Source organism: Nonomuraea sp. NPDC003707 (assembly GCF_053587055.1).
This window is the reverse complement of record NZ_JBSFNK010000003.1, coordinates 43,244-60,067: the sequence shown is the minus strand read 5'-3', so window position 1 is coordinate 60,067 and position 16,824 is coordinate 43,244. Positions and strand designations below refer to the sequence as shown.

Genomic DNA, 16,824 nt, shown 5'->3' with positions numbered 1-16,824 from the left:
GAGAGTGCGGGGAGGCCGGCGTGGCTCCATCTAGCGGAGGAGCACCGGCAGCGTCGTGGGACCCTCGGTGATGAGTGACGAGGTGTACGGGATCTCGCCGGGCTCGACCGCCAACCGGAGATCGGGGAACCGGCCGAACAACGACGCCAGCGCGATACGTGCCTCGAGCCTGGCCAGCGGCGCCCCCAGGCAGAAGTGCGGACCACGGCCGAATCCGAGGTGCGCGTCCGGCTCCCGTACCGCGTCGAACCGCGGCGCCTCCCCGCCGAATCTGGCCCTGTCCGTCCCGGTGCTGGAGATGCCGACCATGATGGGCTGGCCCGCCCCGACTGTCACCCCGCCGAGCCGCACGTCCCGCAGCGGATACCGGAACATGACGCTGGTCACCGAGTTCCTGCTGCGCAGCGCCTCCTCCACCACCTGCTCCCAGACGTTCTTCGCACGCGCGAAGACCAACTGCTCCGGGTCCGAGCACAGCGCGACGACCGTGTTGGCCAGCAGGTGAACCGTGGTCTCGTGACCGGCGATGAGCACCAGCCACAGGATCCACATCATCTCGCTGTCGGACAGGCGGTCGCCGTCGTCCTCCTGCGCACGTATCAACCCCGTGGTGAGATCGTCGCCCGGGTCGTCGCGCTTGCGCTCGATGAAGGCGGCCAGATATCCGAGCAACCCGGCGTTGGCGGCGAGCATCGCCTCCGGCGAGGTGGTGTGCTGCAGCAGAGTGTGGCTCCAGTCGCGGATCTGCTGCTGCTCACCCTGCGGCACCCCGAACAGCTCGCAGATCACCATGACCGGCAGCGGCTCGGTGAACAAGCGCACGAGGTCCACCGCGCCGCTCTGGCCGGCCATCCGGTCCAGCAGTTCGTCGGTGATCCGCTGGATGCGCGGGGCCAGTCCCTGTACGCGGGCGGGGGTGAAGGCCCGGTTGATGAGTCCCCGCAGTCTCCGGTGGTCCGCGCCGTCCTGGGTCAGCAGGTGCTCTCCCTCGATGAGCTGGCGCAGCGGCCAGTCGGCCGGGATGGTGCCGTCGTTCAGTGCCGTGAAGTTCGCCGGGTTCTTGCTGAACAGCGTGTCGTCGTTCGTCAGGACCTCATTGACCAGTTCGTACGAGGTCACGAGCCAGGCGGGCACCTGGCCTGGCAGCTCGACGCGTAAGATCGGCCCGCCCTGGTCGAGGTAACGGCGGAGGGTCGCGGACGTCCGTTCCGACGGCACGGGGATCTGGAGAGGAATAGCCATGGATTTCCCCACTGTGGGATGAATGTCTCCCTCACTTTCCGCGTTGGGTTCGACCGGGCCAAGTCGTGAACGTTGTCACTGTGGAGCCCTCAACCTCTGCCGCTTCCGCCATTGCGGAACGTGAAGGTCTGCTCGGAAGGCCGTGGCGGAGCTCCGGTCGTCCGAGCGGATGAGGGTCCTCAGCTCGCTCATCCGGTCCCAGGTGTTTCCCGGGATCATCGGAGTGGAGGGCGGTGGGTCCGGAATGGGCGGCGTGGCGCATGTTCACGCTCCCCGGCGCCCACGTGGTCCTGGTCGACGGCCGGGGCGGCGCGGCCTGGACCGTCGAGGACGGCACGGTGGTCGTCATCCCGCTGGGCTGCCTGTCTGAAGTGGACCGCGGTGCCGTCATCCCGCTGGGCCGCCTGTCCGAAGGGGGCCGCGGTGCCGTCGGCGAGCAGGGGCGTGCTGCCGTGGACCTCGTTGCCGCTGGTGGCGGTGGCCCTGACAGCGTTCCTGTCCGACGGCGACGCCCTGCCGTGGGCGGTTATCGCGGGGAACGGGCCAGGTCGCTGGGCGGCATGCCGCGGACCCGTTTGAAGGCGTTGCTGAAGGCGAAGCCGTCGGCGTACCCGACCCTCCTGGCCACGGCGGCGACAGTCGCGCCGGGCGTGCGAAGGAGGTCGGCGGCGATGGTCATCCGCCACTCCGTGAGATAGAGCAGGGGCGGCTGCCCGACCAGCTCGGCGAAGCGCCGCGCGAACACCGCCCGCGACATCCCCACCTCCGCGCCCAGGCCCGCGACCGTCCACGGGTGGGCCGGGCGTTCGTGCATCAGGCGCAGCGCCCGCCCGATCCGCGGGTCGGCGAGGGCCCGGTAGCCGGGCGGGGCCTCGACGTCGGGTCGCGCGAACCACGACCGCAGGGCCCGTACCAGCAGCAGGTCCAGGAGCCGGTCGAGCACGACCTGCTGGCCCGGCTCCTCCCGGCCGATCTCGACCGCCAGCAGGTCCAGCAGCGGCGTGAACTCGGGCTCCGGCGGGATGACGGCCACCTCGGGCAGGGCCTTGAGCAGGCGCTCGGACACGTCGCCACGCAGCGGATACTCGGCGGTGACGAACAGGTCGGAGCCTTCGGCGCTGAACCCGTACGTGCGCGGCCCCAGCACGAGGTTGGGCGCGGCCGTCGCGGGGCCGTCGGCCGTCGTCCAGCACGTCTCCGCGTCGTCGACCACCACCTGGGGCTCCGTCCCCGGGCGGTCGGCCACGGTGAACGGCCGCAGGCCGCGGACCAGGACGACGCCGCGCTCCCCGACCCGGACGGGAGCCGCGCAGTCGCGCACGATCCAGGACTCGCCCCGCAGCATCGCGCCCAGCGCCAGCGGGGCGGGATCGTTGAACCGCACCGCCCACGGCGGCTCGGCGACCGACTGGCAGAAGATCGCGCCGTCCGCCCGTACACCCGCGAGATAGTCCTCCAAGAGGTCCATGATGAGACGATCTCACATGTGTACGAGATAGATGGCCATGGAGTGTCTCGCTCGGCACCCGATGTACTGGCCTCATGTCCGATTCACCTGTTCTCGTACTTGGCGCCCGGGGTAAGACCGGCCGCCGCGTCGTCGCCCGGCTCGACCGCCTCGGCCATCCCTTCCGCGCGGCCTCCCGCTCCGGCGGCACCAGATTCGACTTCGCCGACCGTGACACCTGGGGGCCGGCCCTGGACGGCGCGGGGGCGGTCTACCTCGTCCCGATGAGCGAAGCCGTGCCGGCCGCCACCGTGGAAGAGTTCCTCGCGGCCGTGACCCGGGCCGGCGTCCGCCGGGTGGTGCTGCTGTCGGCACGCGGCGCGGGCGGCGCGGCGGACCCGTACCAGGAGCCGGTCGAGCTGGCCCTGCGTGCGACGGGCCTGGAGTGGACGATCCTGCGCGCGGCCTGGTTCGCGCAGAACTTCGGCGAGGACCTGTTCCTGGAGCCGATCCTGTCCGGGGAGCTGGCGCTGCCGGCCGGGGAGGGTCGGGAGGCGTTCGTCGATGCCGAGGACATCGCCGACGTCGCGACCGCCGCGCTCGTCCAGGATGGCCACGCGGGCGAGATCTACGAGCTGTCCGGCCCCGAACCGGTGTCGTTCCGCACCGCGGCCGAGATGATCTCCGAGGTCACCGGGCGGCCCGTCCGCTACACGGCGCTGGAGACCTCCCGGTTCACGGCCGCGCTGACGGCTCAGGGAGTGCCCCCGGAGGCGGCCGACCTGGCGGCCGAGCTCCTGGGCCGGATCCGCGACGGCGCCGGTGAGCGCGTCAGCGACGGTGTACGGCGAGCGCTCGGCCGCGACCCGCGCTCCTTCGCCGACTATGTCAAGACGGCCGCCGCCGCGGGAACCTGGGGCAACTGAGCCGAGGCCCGGCGTGCCTCGACAACACAAGACGAGACGTTTCGTCTCGTGCTATCGTCGCTTCGAACCCCACCCATGAGGAGTGAGTCATGGCCCGAGCGACCGACCCGTGGACCGGCGGACTTCGCCACGCTGAGGCCTTCGTCGAGGTCGCGGACGGTTATCGGCTCTGGGTGGAGACGACCGGCGATCCGGAGCGTCCCGCCCTGCTGCTGGTGATGGGAGCCAACGCGAGCGGGCTGACCTGGCCCGACGAGTTGGTCGAGCTGCTGTCCCGCGACCACTTCGTCGTCCGCTACGACCACCGTGACGCCGGACGCTCCACCCATGCCTTCCACGAGCGTCCCTACCCGATCCGGGCGCTGGCCGACGACCCGATCGCGGTGCTCGACGCGCTGCGGATCGCACGTGCTCACGTGGTCGGGATGTCGATGGGCGGCACCCTGGTCCAGTTGCTCCTCCTCGACCATGCGGACCGGCTGATGAGCGTCACGATCTTCGGCTCCGCGCTGATCGGCGGGGCGGCCCCCGACCCCGGCATCTCCGACGACGACCTGCCCGGGCCCGACCCCCGGCTGCTCGCTCTGTGGGAGGAGCTCGGACAGGAGCGCGACCCGGAGGCGGAGCTGCGCTGGCGCGTCGAGCACTGGAGGGTCCTCAACGGCGGCGTCCTGCCCTTCGACGCCGAGGAGTTCGCCGATCTCGAACGCCGGATCGCCGCCCACAGCGGCACTTGGCGCAACTCCGCCGCCCATGCCCTGGCCGACCAGTCGGGCATGGAACGCGGGGCCGAGCTCGCGAACGTCTCGGTGCCCACCCTGGTGATCGACGCGCCGGAGGATCCCGTCGCCCCGCCGCCGCACGCCGACCGGCTGGCGCGCGCCATCCCCGGCGCCACTCTCGTCACAGTGGCCGGTCTCGGCCACGCGCTGCCCCACGCGGTCGTGCCGTCCCTCGCGGCGACGATCACCACCCACACCGGTGGGCGACCCTGACGTTCACCGGCGTCCGCGGGTTCAGGTGGCGAAGTCGGCCAGAGCGGGCTCCAGCAGATCGAACGCCTGGGTGGCTTCCGCGCCGATGGTGCGGGCGATCTCGTCGTTGGAGCGTCCGGCCAGGGTCAGGTCCTGGATGCGTTGGAACAGGATGCGGTGAACGGTGCCCAGGAGCCCGGCGGCGGTCCGGACGGTGATGTCGTCGGGAGTGGTGCCGGTGGCCTCGGCGAGGGCTTGGGTGAGGCGGTGTTCGCGCTGGTCGTGCAGGCCGCGCAGGCAGATGGTCAGGGTGGGGCTGTCGGCGATCATGCGGGCGAAGGCCGCGCCGGAGAAGCCGGCGACCGCGTCCTGGGCGGCGACGGCGTCCTGCAAGGCGCGGCGCAGCGCGGTCAGGGCGGATTGCCCGGGCTGCCGGGTGGAGACGGCCTGGGCCAGGGCGGCGGTGAACTCCTCCTGGTGGTCCAGGGCCAGGTCTTCCTTGCGGGCGAAGTAGTTGGTGACGGTCTTCTTGGCGACGCGGGCGGCGGCGGCGATCTCCGCGATGGTGGTCTGTTCGAAGCCTTGGGCGATGAACAGCCGGGTGGCGTGGTCGGAGATGAGCTGCCGGGTCTCCTGCTTCTTGGCCTCCCGCAGGCCGATGGGCGACTCGAGCTGTGTGGGGTCGCCGGCGGTCTGGGCCGGAGTCTGGGTAGCCATGGGGGAATATTACCCCCGTAGCATTTTTATGTTGACACCCCTGAGCTGTCTGGGCTAAATTTACGCCCGTCGTAAGTTTGCGACCATGGAACGCCGACCGGAACGAAGGAGAGTGCCCATGCGCCACCTTGACCCCACCGCCGAGCAGGCCGTCCCCGCGATCCACCGCACCGATGTGCTGACCGGGCAACTGGGCCACCACCGGCCGGAGCAGCCCCTCAAGCGCGGTGGCGACCTCCGCCACCTGCCCTCCGACCGTGCCGTCCGCGGGCGACGCGAGCCCCGTGTCGCCCGCAACATCCCCCGCCGCCGCGGCTACTGACCCGCGTCGGCACCTCACACCTCCGTCCCGGCTCCGACCCGACAGGGAGACCTTCTTGCAGATCATCGCGTCCACCGTCTCGCTCACGATCGACGACATCGCCGCCTCCCAGGCGTTCTTCACCACTCACCTGGGCTACTCCGTTCAGGCCGCCGCCGAGGGCTTCGTCTCCCTCACCCGTACCGATGCGGTGGACATCGTCCTGCTCGCCCGCGGCACCCAGGTCCTGCCGCCTGAGCAGCGCGATCAGCACGCGGCGGGCCTGATCCTGGCGCTCACCCTCGCCACCGGCCTGCAGGACCAGGAGAAGCGGCTGCGTGACGCCGGGGTCGAGATCACGATGCCGCTGCGCGAAGAGCCCTGGGGCGAACGCCTGTTCCAGGTCACCGACCCCAACGGCGTGATCATCCAGTTCGTCGAATGGGCCACGCCCGACAACGCCTGAGGACGCCGTCGCCAGGCGGCGCGCCTCCTGCTCGACCGGCCCGGGCTTCGTCGCGCGGGGCGGCTACGAGATCGCGCTGCACGGGCTCGACCGGAGCCGCCCAGGAGTCCGCGAGCGACCAGCCAGGCACCTAGGATGATCGTCGCCGGAAGTAGTGCACGGTCAGGATGGCGAGCAGCGGGCCCCAGGCGGCCAGCGGCGCGTACGTGACCCAGAAGGCGACCGCCTGCCAGCCGTGCACGATCAGACCGGAAGGGCTCCCGTTGATCATCCGGCCGAAGGCGAACATGATCAGCGCGTACGGGAAGACCAGCAGCACCGTCGCACCCAGGCCGGCGGGGACGACGGCCGCCAGGACCGGCACCCGGCGGCCGCCCAGCCCGGGGATCCAGCGCGGCCACACCTCACCCCACCGGGCGATCAGTCCGACGGTGAGGAACGCCGCCGCCTCGCTGACCACGCTGAGCGTGACGATGTACCACCACTCGCCGTCGATCAGCACCGGCCCGTGGCCGGGCGGGGGAGCCCCGCCGAACTCCAGCAGCGGCGCGCCGAAGATGAAGGCCGCGATCCGCCAGATGCCGGAGGGCAGCGGGGTCAAGGTGGTGGCGTAGGCGGCCCACACGGCCCAGCGGGGCACGCCCACCGCCGTCCGGCCGTGCAGCTTGGCCAGGATGGCCGGAAGCCGTCCGGTCCGTGGTGTTCCGCCGAGGGTGGTGGTCATGCGGGGGCCTCCGGTCAGGCAGGTGGTGTTCGCGTGGCGCGTTCCGATGCTCGCCGCCGCAGCGTCCGTGAACATCCCCCACGTGGGGGACTCGTATTAACCACCTGCCAGGCCGTGCCGCCCAGGGTCAGAGCGTGATCCACTCCGTGCTCGTGGTCACCGCGTCGAGCACCTCCGGGATCGGGTCCACGCCCAGGCCCGGCCCCGCGGGCACCTCCAGGTGGCCGTCGGACAGCTCGAACGGCTGGGTGATGTCGGTGGAGTAGTAGCGCCGCGAGCCCGAGGTGTCGCCGGGCAGCGTGAAGCCCGGCAGGGCGGCCAGGGCCACGTTCGCCGCCCGGCCGAGGCCGGTCTCCAGCATGCCGCCGCACCACACCGCGATGCCGTTCGCCCGGCACAGGTCGTGGATGCGCCGCGCCTCCAGGTAGCCGCCGATCCGGCCGGGCTTGATGTTGACGATCGAGCAGGAGCCGAGCGCGATGGCGGCGGCCGCGTGCTCGGCCGACTCGATCGACTCGTCCAGGCAGATCGGCGTCTTGAGCTGCTTGGCCAGCCTGGCGTGCTGCACGAGGTCGTCGTTGGCCAGCGGCTGCTCGATCAGCAGCAGGTCGAACGCGTCGAGCCGGGCCAGGCGGCGGGCGTCGCTCAGCGAGTAGGCGGCGTTCGCGTCGACCTGGAGGAGCACGTCGTCGCCGAACCGCTCGCGCACGGCCCGGACCGGCTCCAGGTCCCAGCCGGGCTCGATCTTGAGCTTGATGCGGACGTACCCCTCGTCGAGGTAACCGCCCACGGCGTCGAGCAGCTGCGGGATGGAGTCCATGATGCCGACCGACACTCCGCACGGCACCCGCGTGCGGGAGGCGCCGAGGAAGCGGGCGAACGACTCGCCCGCCGTCCTGAGCTGTGCGTCCAGCACCGCCGTCTCCAGCGCGGCCTTAGCCATCCGGTGGCCCTTGATGGGCTCCAGCGCGCGGCCGACGTCGTGCACGTCCAGCGTCTTCGGCAGCGCGGGCAGCAGGAAGCGCCGGATCACCTCGGCCGCGCCGTCGGTGTACTCGGAGGAGTAGAGCGGCTCGTCCATGGCCACGCACTCGCCCCACCCCTCGGCGTCCGGCGTCACCACCCTGACCAGCAGGACGTCGCGGGCCGTCTCCGTGCCGAACGACGTGCGGAACGGCGCGACCAGCGGCATGGCGATCCGCCGCAGCTCAACTCCAGTGATCTTCACTTTTTCTCCACTACGTAGTAGGACTTCCCGGAGAACCCCGTGACCGCGCGGCCCTCGGCCATCAGGCCGCCCAGCACGTCGCGTACGGCGTGCCGCCACGCCTTGGCCGTTCCCGGGTCGGCGCCGCGCAATCCCGCGATGTCCGCAGGCACGGCCACCAGCACCGTGCCGGCGTCCACCGGACCGGCCACCGGCCGCCCGCCCACGTCGGCGAGCGCCACCACGGCGTCCGGCGGCGGGCCGTCCGACGGTCGTGCCAAAGCATCCAGCCGCGCCACAGCCTCCACGCGCGGGTCGGACAGCGTCCAGACGGCCAGGAGCCGGTCGGACTCGTCGCCCTGGTTGATCGCGTCGTCCATGACCCCGTAGAAGCAGGGCAGGTACTCGCGGGGCCGGGCGCCCAGCTTGGCCAGGTTGAAGTGGGCGTTGCGGCGCATGAGCGGATCGTACGTCCAGGTGATCCGCTCCAGCCCGCGCTCCAGGGCCCACCGGCGCTGGTGCAGCTTGAGCGCGAACCCGATGCCGCGCCCGGCCGCCGCCCCCGTGACATGGGAGTGCAGGGCGTTCCCGCTGGCCAGGAACCCGACCGAGCCGCCCACCAGGCGGCCGCCCTCGAAGGCGCCCGCCACGTAGCCGCCCGCGTGCGCCAGGGCCCGCATCAGCTCGATCGTGATGGGCGGGGCGCCGGTCCCGAAGTGCCAGATGTCGTCGAACAACGCATCCACCTGCTCGAACTCCGCCATCTCATGGAGCTCCCTGACCTCGACCAACCTGCCGCTCCTCGTCTCGGACGTTCCCAGGCGACGGTATTCGATGGCGGGGCCGCCGCGATTCGTCCGGGTTCACCAAGCCGGGGCCGGGCTTTGGTGGAAGCGGCTAACAGGGTGTGATGAGGAGCCTGCTGGGGGCCTCCTGGCTGAGGCGTACCGACTCCAGGGGGACGGCCCCGGCCAGGCAGGCGCGTACGGTCTCCGCCCGCACGTCACCGGCGAGCGAGCTGCGGCCGTCGCGGTGGATCTCCACCGCGCACGGCCCGGGCTGCGCGGCCATGACGAGGCCCGCGGCGGTCGCCCCGGCCAGCGCGCCCGGATCGCTCCCGGTCCAGCCGTAGTGCCACATGCCCGCAGCCACGACGGGCGCCGCGGGGCAGCAGTCCGGCGCGGTGGCCACCACGTCGATCCCCTGGGACAGGGCCTCGGCGATCTCCTCCGCGCACGTCGCCACGAGGGTGCCCACGCGCAGCCCGGGAAAGCCGGGCATCGGACCGCCTGCTCCGTAGATGAGCTTGATGCCCGTTTCGAGGGGTCCGGGGCCGCCGTCGTGCCAGCCGCAGATCACCATGTCGAGCGACCCGGCAGATCTCCACGTGCCGATGCGCAGCATGATTCTGGACTACCCTTGACCGTGGATCATCACACACCGTCACGGGATAGGGTGACGCGAGTGGAAGATGAGATCGCGCGGGTGCTCGGCGGCGCCGACGCCGTCGTCGAGCCGCTCACGCACAACCCGCTGAACGCGGTGACCGGCGGCATCTGGCGGGTGCGCAGGGGGTCGAGGTCGGCGGTGCTCAAGGTGCTGACCCGCCGCAAGGAAGGCGGCGCGGGGTGGGGGCACTCCGACGATCCGCGCCACTGGAACTACTGGCGCAGGGAGGCCGACGTCTACGCCGACGGCCTGCCGGGGCTGTGGGCGGGCTCGGGGGTGGCCGCGCCGAAGCTGCTGGAGCTGGTCGAACGCGATGACGGCGACCTCGCGCTGTGGACCGAGGACGTGGCCGGGCGGCCCGGCACCACCTGGGACCTCGGGCGCCACACGCTCTTCGGGCACCAGCTCGGCCTGGCCCAGGGGGCGGCGGGCCAGGTGGAGCGGCCCTGGTCGAGCCGGTCGTTCCTGCGCGACTACCTGGGCTCGAAACCGGTCCCGTACGAGCTGCTGGAGGACGACGCGGCCTGGCGGCACCCCCTGGTCGCCGAGAACTTCCCGCCCGGGCTGCGCGGGGAGCTGGTGCGGCTGCACCGGGACCGGGAGGAGTTCCTGGCCGTCCTGGAGTCGCTGCCGAGGGCGCTGTGCCACCTCGACGTGTGGCCGAGCAACGTGATCGACCGCGACGGGGAGAGCGTGCTGGTGGACTGGACGTTCGCGGGCGACGGCGCGCTGGGCGAGGACGTCGGCAACCACATCCCGGACAGCGTGTTCGACCTGTTCCTGCCGGCCGCTCTGCTGCCCGCGCTCGACGCGGCCGTCCACGGGGCGTACGTGCGGGGGCTGCGGGATTCCGGCTGGCGCGGTGACGAGCGGCTGGTGCGGCTGGCGGTGTGCGCGTCGGCGGTCAAGTACGACTTCCTGACCCCGCTGATGCTGGCCCGGGCAGGGGAGACGCAGCTCGACTACGGCGGCGCCACGCCCGTGGACGCGGCCCGCCGGTTCAGGGAGCGGGGCGAGGCGCTGATATTCCTGGCGGGATGGGCCGACGAGGCCCGCAGGCTGGCCGAGGCCGTCAGGCTGCCTTAGCGGTCGAGGACGTGCAGGGTGTGCGGGTACGCGCCCAGCGGCACCGGCCCGTCTTCCGCGCACACCACCACGTCCGCGACCCGGGCCCCGAACAGTTCGGGCACGTAGATGGCGGGCTCCAGGCAGAACACCATCCCCGGCTCGAACACGGCGTCCTCACCCGGCCACGGCCCTTCGTCGTGCCCCAGCCCGACGCCCCGGCCCACGTGCGCCGCCGCGAAGCGCCCGTACCCGCTGCCGTCGATCACCTCGCCCACGGCCCTGGCCACCTCGTCCACCGGCACGCCGGGCCGCACGGCCGCGAGCCCGGCCCGATGGGCGGCCAGCACCACCGAGTACATCGCCTCGAAGTCGTCCGGCGGCTCCGCCACGGCGAACACCCTGGACACCTCGGCGCAGTAGCCGCCCCACCGCCCGCACACCGCCACGGCCAGCGCGTCCCCGGGGTTGATCACGCGCTCCCCGGGCACGTGCGCGGGGAGGGCCGTGTGCTCCCCGGCCGCCACCCGCAGCGACAGCAGCTCCTCGCACCCCGACTCGGCCAGCAGCACCCGCAGCCGGTAGGCCATCGCCCGCTCGGTCGCCCCGAACCAGGCCAGCTCCAGCGCCTGCCCCAGCACCCCTTCCGCCGCCGCCACCGCGCGCCCGACGGCCTCGACCTCGTACGGCTCCTTGCGCAGCCGCAGCGGCCACAGCACCGAGGAGGCGGGCACGAGCTCGGCCTCGATCGCCAGCCCGAACAGCTCCCGCACCCGCATCTCCGGATCCACCCCGACCCGGCGCGCCCCCGCGGGCACCACCCCGGCCGGATCGCCGGTCTCGGCCACCACGTCCTGCGTGACCACCAGGTACGCGCCCTGACGGTCCCCGAGAAGGCTCCCGAGGAAGCGGGCGTCCGGCGAGGGCCGCAGCACGAGGGCCTCCACCCCGGCCTCGTCCATGGCCGCCCGCACCGCCGCCAGCCGCGCCGCGGCGGCCCGCGGCCCGGGGACGGGGGTCACTTCGGCTCGTGCAGCCAGCAGGCGACCGGCCCGAACTCCGGTTCCTTCACGCGGCACACGTCCATCACGGACGGGCACCGCGGGTTGAACCGGCACCCTCCCGGCGGGTTCGCCGGGTCGGGCACGTCACCGGCCAGCTCGGCGGGCAGCACCCCCATCCCGTCGGGCTTGGGGATGGCCTGGAGCAGCGCCTTCGTGTACGGGTGCTTCGGGTCCGCCCACACCTCGGCCGTGTCGCCCACCTCGACGATCTTGCCGAGGTACATGACGGCGATCCGGTCGGCGATCAGCCGCACCACGGACAGGTCGTGGCTGATGAACAGCAGCCCCGCGCCCGAGTCCACCGCCAGGTCCCGCATCAGCCTGGCCACCTGCGACTGCGCCGAGGCGTCCAGCGCCGAGATGGGCTCGTCGCCGATCAGCAGCCGCGGCCGGGCCGCGAGCGCCCTGGCGATGGCGATGCGCTGCCGCTGCCCGCCGGAGAACTCGTGCGGGTGCCGGCCGGCGAAGTCCCGCGGCAGGCCGACGCGTTCCAGCAGGTCGGCGGGGGAGGTGGCGGTGTCCTGCGAGGTGCGCAGCCCGTCGGCAATCTGGTCGCCGACCCGCCGCCGGGGGTTGAGTGAGGCGTAGGGGTCCTGGAAGACCATCTGGATCCCGGTCAGCTTCCTGCGCCGCAGGCCGAGCGGCGTGACCGGCTGCCCGTCGAACGCGATCGAGCCCGCGGTGATCGGGTTCAGCCCGCAGACGGCGCGGGCCAGCGTCGACTTGCCGCACCCGGACTCGCCGACGAGCCCGACGACCTCGCCGGGGTTGACCGCCAGGCTGGCCCCCGCCACGGCCCGCACGGCGGGACGCCCGGGGGAGCGGTGCTCGACGACCAGGTCGTCGATGGCCAACAGAGTCATTGCGCCTCCGCGTCGGGTAGGGACTCCAGCAGGGAACGCGTGTAGGCGTGCTCGGGCTCCCGCAGCACCCGCCCGCGCGGCCCCGACTCCACGACGAGGCCGCCCTTCATCACGCTCACCTCGTCCGCCACCGCGGACATCACCCCGAGGTCGTGGGTGACCAGCAGCACCGCCAGCCCCAGCTCGTCGCAGAGCCCGCGCAGCAGCCGCAGCACGCCGGCCTGCACGGTCACGTCGAGCGCGGTGGTCGGCTCGTCGGCGATCAGCACCTTGGGGGAACAGGCCAGCGCGATGGCGATGGCGATGCGCTGGCGCATCCCGCCGGAGAACTGGTGCGGATAGCGCCCGTACGCCTCCTCGGCGCCCGGGATGCGTACCTTGCCCAGCAGCTCCACCGCCCGGGCCCGCGCCGCACGCTTGTCCAGCCGCAGGTGGTGGCGCATGTGCTCGGTGAGCTGCTTGCCGATGGTCAGCATGGGGTGCAGGCTGGTCGCCGGATCCTGGAACACCATGGCGACCTCGCCGCCGCGCACCCGGTTCAGCTCCTTGGGCGGCAGGGTGAGCAGGTCGCGCTCGCCGAGCCGGATCGCGCCCGTCACGCGGGCGCCGTGCGGCAGCAGCCCGAGCACGGCCAAGCCCGTCATCGTCTTGCCCGAGCCGCTCTCTCCGGCCAGCCCGTGCACCCGGCCGGGCTCCAGCGCGAGATCGACGCCGCGCAGGATCTCCTTGCCGCCGATCGACATCTTCAAGTCGGTGATGTCCAACGTCGTCACAGGTCCTCCTTCGTCGGACCTGCGACCGGGTCGCTGTGCTGTCTGGTTCCCTCGCTTCGCTCGGTCACAGTGCACGCTCCTTGATCGCGCGGGCCGTACGGGGGTCGAGCGCGTCCCGCAGGGTGTCGCCGAGGAAGTTGAACGCCAGCACCACCGTAAGGATCGCCAGCCCCGGGAAGGTCGCCACCCACCAGCTGTCGAACACCTCCACGCCCGAGGCCACCATCGCCCCCCACTCGGGGGACGGCGGCTTGGCCCCGAGGCCCAGGAACGACAGCCCGGACAGCAGCAGCAGCGCGGTGCCGATGTCCAGCGTCGCGAGCACGAGGATGGGGCCGGTCACGTTCGGCAGCACGTCCACGCGCAGCGACCGCCACACGGAGAAGCCCAGCAGCCGTCCGCTCAGCACGAACTCCCGCTCGCGCACCCCGAGCACCAGCCCCCGGGTGACGCGGGCGTACGCGGGCCAGGCCACCACCAGCACGGCCAGCACCGCGTTCGTCAGGCTGGCGCCCAGCGCGGCGGCCACCACCATGGCCAGGATCACGGTCGGGAACGCGAACACCAGGTCCGCCAGCCGCATGATCGTCTCGTCGACCCACCGGCCGAAGTACCCGGCGCAGGCGCCGAGCAGCCCGCCGATCAGCACCGACAGCACGACCAGCAGCAACGTCAGCGGGATCGACACCCGGGCCCCGTACATGACGCGGCTCAGGATGTCGCGGCCGAGCTGGTCGGTGCCGAACCAGTGCCCGGGCCCCGGCGGCGCGAGCCGCGGCAGGTCCTGGGCGAGGGGGTCGTGCGGCGCCAGCAAGGGGGCGGCCAGCGCGATGACCAGCCAGGCCACTGCCAGCACGGCGCCGACCACGGCCAGCGGCTGCCGCCACGCCTCGGGCAGCCGGGCAAGCAGGCCCCTGCGGGCCAGAGGGTCCCGCCGTCTCATTGCAGCCTCACTCGGGGATCGATGACGCCGTACAGGACGTCCACGATCAGGTTGATGACCAGGTAGACGACGCCGACGACCAGGCCGACGCCCATGACGGCGGGCAGGTCGAGGGTGGTGGCGCTCTTGTACGCGTACTGCCCGACGCCGGGCCAGGCGAAGATCGCCTCGACCAGCACGGTGCCGGACAGCAGGCTGCCGAACGCCAGGCCCGCCACGGTGATGATGGGCACCAGGGCCGAACGCAGCACGTACCGGAAGAGGATCACCCGGCCGGGCAGGCCCTTGGCCCTGGCGGCGCGCACGTAGTCCTGCCCCAGCACCTCCAGCACCGCCGAGCGCGTGAAGCGGGTGAGCAGGCCGATCGTGTAGAGCGCCAGCACCAGCGCGGGCGTCACGAGGTGCCCGACCGCGGAGGAGAACACGTCCCACCGGCCCGCCACCAGCGCGTCCACGGTCTGCAGCCCGGTCACGGCCGGGACCGCGCCGTTGAGCGCCGCGTCCACCCGGCCGCTGCCCGGGGTGAGCTGCAGCCGGTAGAAGAACACGTAGAACGCCACCAGCGCCAGCCAGAACGTCGGGACCGAGATGCCGATGAGGCTCAGCACGCGCAGCGCGTGGTCCGACAGCCGGTCCCGGCGCAGCGCGGCGATCACGCCGAACGCCACGCCCAGCACCAGCGACACCAGGATCGCCGCCCCGGCCAGCTCCAGCGTCGCCGGGACGAACTCGGCCAGGTCCTGGCTGACCGGCCGGTGACTCTGCTGGCTGGTGCCGAGGTCGCCGTGGACCAGGCCCTGGAGGTGGAGCACGTACTGCTCCCAGAGCGGCTTGTCCAGGCCGTGCTCGGCCCGCCACTGGGCCACGATCGCCGGATCGCCCAGCGCCCGCTGGCCGAGGTTCGCGGCCACAGGGTCGCCGGGCACCAGGTTCGTCAGGACGAACGTGACGAGCGTGATGCCCCAGGCCATCAGGACCGCGAGCAGGATGCGCCGGATCAGGAAGCGGACGAGCGGATGGGCCCGTCTCGCCCGGCTCCGGCGGGGTTCGCCCGGGATGTCGGACACCTGCGAGGCTCCCTTACTTCACGCCGAGGTCGGCCACGTCCACCGTCCACACCGGGTGGTACTCGAGGCCGGTCACCGACGCCGCCGTCACGATGTTCTGGCTGGGCTGGATCAGCGGGACGAACGGGCCGGAGGCGTTCAGCTTGGTCTGCACGTCCACGTAGGCGGCCTTGCGGGCGTCGTCGCCGATCGCCGTGGCGGCCTTGTCACCGGCGGCCTCGATCTCCTTGGCCGCCCCCGCCTTCCAGCCGGCCCGCAGACCCACCGTCTTGCCCGGCAGGAACGCCAGGTAGTCGCTCGGGTCGGGGTAGTCCGGGCCCCAGTACCACAGGCCCATCTCCTCCTTGCCGTTGCGGTAGTTGTCCAGGGCCGTGGTGACCGGCGCGGGCTGCAGGTCGACCGTGATGCCGACCTCCTTGAGGTTGGCCTGGATGCGCTCGGCCAGCGGCTGGAAGGACAGGCCGTTGACGGTCAGCTCGCTCGGGTACTCCAGCTTGACGGTCGGGTTCGACACGCCGCTGGCGGCCAGCGCCGCCTTGGCGCCCTCGACGTCCCGCTTGGCCGCCTGGTCGGCGGGCAGCGCGCCGAGCAGCTGCGACGGGATGACGCCCGGCGCCTGCGCCGAGCCCTCGCCGGCCAGCTCCAGCAGCCCCGCGTAGTCGACGCCCTTGCGGACCGCCTCCACGAACTTGGGGTTCGTCGTCGTCTTGCTGATCGCGGAGTCCTGGTTGGCCAGCAGGAAGATGACGTTCGCCGAGGCGGTCTTCTTGACCTGCAGGGTCGCGGGCATGCCGGTGACCTGGTCGCCCGACAGGTTGAGGGCGATCTGGCTGTCGCCGCGCTGGACGTTCAGCTTCTGCGTGGCGCCTTCGACGTTGCGGATGACGACCTTGTCGTAGGCGGGCTTGGTGCCGTAGTACTTGGGGTTCGCCTTGAGCGTGACCTGGCTGCTCACGTTGAACGACTCGATCTGGTACGGGCCGGAGCCCGCCGAGGCCGAGTTCAGGTACTGCTCGGCCTTGTCCTGGGCGTCCGTGGTGGCGCCGTGCTCCTTGGCGACCTTGCTGTTGAGGATGCCGAGGGCCGGGTTCGGCAGGATGTACGGCAGCGCCGGGTTGGCCGCCTTCGACGTCAGCGTGATCGTCGAGTCGTCGGTCTTGGCGACCTCGACGCCGTCCAGCAGGAACGACGGGGTGCCCTTCATGTCCCGCACGCGAGTCAGCGAGAACACCACGTCGTCCGCGGTCAACGGCGACCCGTCCGCGAACGTGGCGCCCTTCTTCAGCTTGAGCGTCAGGATCTTGCCGTCCTTGCTCAGCTCGTACGACTCCGCGAGCGCGGGCACCGGCTTGGTCACGTCGGCGCCGTCGAACGTCAGCAGCGTCTCATAGACGGCCTTGCCGACGATCAGGCCCGTCGGCTCGTACGTGCGGCCCGGGTCGGCCGTCTTGAGGTCGAAGGACGTGTCGATGACGAGGGTCTTGCCCCCACCGCCGGACGCGGCGGGAGTCTGGGAGCCGCCGCCGCTACCGCAGGCGGCCAGGGCGAGTGCACCGGCGAGCAGCACAGCCGCCGTCTGCGAGCGGGTCGCCATGA

18 protein-coding genes are annotated in these 16,824 nt (G+C 72.2%); 5 read left to right on the top strand and 13 right to left on the bottom strand.

Translation table 11 applies throughout. The annotated features are described in order from the left end of the window. Positions 1-30: 30 nt before the first annotated feature. Together ACWDRB_RS07995 and ACWDRB_RS07990 are read right to left on the bottom strand one after the other, a co-directional pair. Positions 31-1,242 (bottom strand): cytochrome P450 family protein, encoded by a 1,212-nt coding sequence (locus ACWDRB_RS07995; protein ID WP_449892378.1) that lies wholly within the window; start codon positions 1,240-1,242, stop codon positions 31-33. Positions 1,243-1,768: 526 nt separating this feature from the next. Continuing rightward, positions 1,769-2,710 (bottom strand): AraC family transcriptional regulator, encoded by a 942-nt coding sequence (locus tag ACWDRB_RS07990; protein WP_449892377.1) that lies wholly within the window; start codon positions 2,708-2,710, stop codon positions 1,769-1,771. Between the two features lie 74 nt (positions 2,711-2,784). Between ACWDRB_RS07990 and ACWDRB_RS07985 the strand changes: the two genes are divergently transcribed. Continuing rightward, the gene (locus ACWDRB_RS07985) at positions 2,785-3,615 is read left to right on the top strand and encodes an NAD(P)H-binding protein (protein ID WP_449892376.1); all 831 of its coding nucleotides are present in this window, start codon (positions 2,785-2,787) and stop codon (positions 3,613-3,615) included. 89 nt (positions 3,616-3,704) lie between these two features. Then, positions 3,705-4,610: an alpha/beta fold hydrolase gene (locus tag ACWDRB_RS07980; RefSeq protein WP_449892375.1), complete on the top strand. Its 906-nt coding sequence runs from the start codon at positions 3,705-3,707 to the stop codon at positions 4,608-4,610. 21 nt (positions 4,611-4,631) lie between these two features. Here the strand turns inward: ACWDRB_RS07980 and ACWDRB_RS07975 are convergent, their stop codons facing one another. Next, the gene (locus tag ACWDRB_RS07975) at positions 4,632-5,306 is read right to left on the bottom strand and encodes a TetR/AcrR family transcriptional regulator (protein ID WP_449892374.1); all 675 of its coding nucleotides are present in this window, start codon (positions 5,304-5,306) and stop codon (positions 4,632-4,634) included. Positions 5,307-5,424: 118 nt separating this feature from the next. On the opposite strand from ACWDRB_RS07975, the gene ACWDRB_RS07970 reads away from it, so the two are divergent. Both ACWDRB_RS07970 and ACWDRB_RS07965 read left to right on the top strand, forming a co-directional pair. Then, entirely contained in the window at positions 5,425-5,628 is a 204-nt protein-coding gene (locus ACWDRB_RS07970; protein ID WP_449892373.1) for a hypothetical protein, read from the top strand. Positions 5,629-5,683: 55 nt separating this feature from the next. After that, on the top strand, positions 5,684-6,073 hold the full coding sequence (locus ACWDRB_RS07965; protein WP_449892372.1) for a VOC family protein: 390 nt from the start codon (positions 5,684-5,686) through the stop codon (positions 6,071-6,073). A gap of 130 nt (positions 6,074-6,203) precedes the next feature. Here the strand turns inward: ACWDRB_RS07965 and ACWDRB_RS07960 are convergent, their stop codons facing one another. From ACWDRB_RS07960 to ACWDRB_RS07945, 4 genes are all read right to left on the bottom strand, one after another. After that, positions 6,204-6,797 (bottom strand): hypothetical protein, encoded by a 594-nt coding sequence (locus tag ACWDRB_RS07960; protein ID WP_449892371.1) that lies wholly within the window; start codon positions 6,795-6,797, stop codon positions 6,204-6,206. 127 nt (positions 6,798-6,924) lie between these two features. Beyond that, positions 6,925-8,025 (bottom strand): o-succinylbenzoate synthase, encoded by a 1,101-nt coding sequence (menC, locus tag ACWDRB_RS07955; RefSeq protein ID WP_350727943.1) that lies wholly within the window; start codon positions 8,023-8,025, stop codon positions 6,925-6,927. Continuing rightward, entirely contained in the window at positions 8,022-8,795 is a 774-nt protein-coding gene (locus ACWDRB_RS07950; protein WP_449892370.1) for a GNAT family N-acetyltransferase, read from the bottom strand. Before ACWDRB_RS07950 ends, menC begins: the two co-directional genes overlap by 4 nt. 106 nt (positions 8,796-8,901) lie before the next feature. Next, positions 8,902-9,408 carry an acyclic terpene utilization AtuA family protein gene (locus tag ACWDRB_RS07945; RefSeq protein WP_449892369.1) on the bottom strand — a complete coding sequence of 169 codons (507 nt, stop codon included), beginning with the start codon at positions 9,406-9,408 and terminating at the stop codon, positions 8,902-8,904. A gap of 60 nt (positions 9,409-9,468) precedes the next feature. On the opposite strand from ACWDRB_RS07945, the gene ACWDRB_RS07940 reads away from it, so the two are divergent. Then, positions 9,469-10,539: a hypothetical protein gene (locus ACWDRB_RS07940; protein WP_449892368.1), complete on the top strand. Its 1,071-nt coding sequence runs from the start codon at positions 9,469-9,471 to the stop codon at positions 10,537-10,539. On the opposite strand, the gene ACWDRB_RS07935 is transcribed toward ACWDRB_RS07940, so the two are convergent. The 6 genes from ACWDRB_RS07935 to ACWDRB_RS07910 all read right to left on the bottom strand — a co-directional run bounded on the left by ACWDRB_RS07935 (position 10,536) and on the right by ACWDRB_RS07910 (position 16,822). Beyond that, the gene (locus ACWDRB_RS07935) at positions 10,536-11,540 is read right to left on the bottom strand and encodes a M24 family metallopeptidase (RefSeq protein ID WP_449892366.1); all 1,005 of its coding nucleotides are present in this window, start codon (positions 11,538-11,540) and stop codon (positions 10,536-10,538) included. The genes ACWDRB_RS07940 and ACWDRB_RS07935 overlap by 4 nt on opposite strands. Continuing rightward, positions 11,537-12,445, bottom strand: coding sequence for an ABC transporter ATP-binding protein (locus ACWDRB_RS07930; protein WP_350727948.1), 909 nt, complete (start codon positions 12,443-12,445; stop codon positions 11,537-11,539). The genes ACWDRB_RS07935 and ACWDRB_RS07930 overlap by 4 nt, the downstream gene beginning before the upstream one ends. Continuing rightward, positions 12,442-13,218, bottom strand: a complete 777-nt coding sequence (locus tag ACWDRB_RS07925; RefSeq protein WP_449892365.1) for an ABC transporter ATP-binding protein — start codon at positions 13,216-13,218, stop codon at positions 12,442-12,444. Before ACWDRB_RS07925 ends, ACWDRB_RS07930 begins: the two co-directional genes overlap by 4 nt. Before the next feature lie 64 nt (positions 13,219-13,282). Continuing rightward, positions 13,283-14,161 carry an ABC transporter permease gene (locus ACWDRB_RS07920; protein WP_449892362.1) on the bottom strand — a complete coding sequence of 293 codons (879 nt, stop codon included), beginning with the start codon at positions 14,159-14,161 and terminating at the stop codon, positions 13,283-13,285. Next, positions 14,158-15,228, bottom strand: a complete 1,071-nt coding sequence (locus ACWDRB_RS07915) for an ABC transporter permease (RefSeq protein ID WP_350727951.1) — start codon at positions 15,226-15,228, stop codon at positions 14,158-14,160. Before ACWDRB_RS07915 ends, ACWDRB_RS07920 begins: the two co-directional genes overlap by 4 nt. 13 nt (positions 15,229-15,241) lie before the next feature. Continuing rightward, on the bottom strand, positions 15,242-16,822 hold the full coding sequence (locus ACWDRB_RS07910) for an ABC transporter substrate-binding protein (RefSeq protein WP_449892360.1): 1,581 nt from the start codon (positions 16,820-16,822) through the stop codon (positions 15,242-15,244). Between the last annotated feature and the right edge of the window lie 2 nt (positions 16,823-16,824).

Coding starts and splice junctions, on each gene's coding strand:
- ACWDRB_RS07960 (WP_449892371.1), bottom strand. CDS start 6,797: ATGACCACCACCCTCGGCGGAACACCACGGACCGGACGGCTTCCGGCC.
- ACWDRB_RS07945 (WP_449892369.1), bottom strand. CDS start 9,408: ATGCTGCGCATCGGCACGTGGAGATCTGCCGGGTCGCTCGACATGGTG.
- ACWDRB_RS07910 (WP_449892360.1), bottom strand. CDS start 16,822: ATGGCGACCCGCTCGCAGACGGCGGCTGTGCTGCTCGCCGGTGCACTC.
- ACWDRB_RS07990 (WP_449892377.1), bottom strand. CDS start 2,710: ATGGACCTCTTGGAGGACTATCTCGCGGGTGTACGGGCGGACGGCGCG.
- ACWDRB_RS07975 (WP_449892374.1), bottom strand. CDS start 5,306: ATGGCTACCCAGACTCCGGCCCAGACCGCCGGCGACCCCACACAGCTC.
- ACWDRB_RS07930 (WP_350727948.1), bottom strand. CDS start 12,445: ATGACTCTGTTGGCCATCGACGACCTGGTCGTCGAGCACCGCTCCCCC.
- ACWDRB_RS07985 (WP_449892376.1), top strand. CDS start 2,785: ATGTCCGATTCACCTGTTCTCGTACTTGGCGCCCGGGGTAAGACCGGC.
- ACWDRB_RS07980 (WP_449892375.1), top strand. CDS start 3,705: ATGGCCCGAGCGACCGACCCGTGGACCGGCGGACTTCGCCACGCTGAG.
- ACWDRB_RS07970 (WP_449892373.1), top strand. CDS start 5,425: ATGCGCCACCTTGACCCCACCGCCGAGCAGGCCGTCCCCGCGATCCAC.
- ACWDRB_RS07995 (WP_449892378.1), bottom strand. CDS start 1,242: ATGGCTATTCCTCTCCAGATCCCCGTGCCGTCGGAACGGACGTCCGCG.
- ACWDRB_RS07920 (WP_449892362.1), bottom strand. CDS start 14,161: ATGAGACGGCGGGACCCTCTGGCCCGCAGGGGCCTGCTTGCCCGGCTG.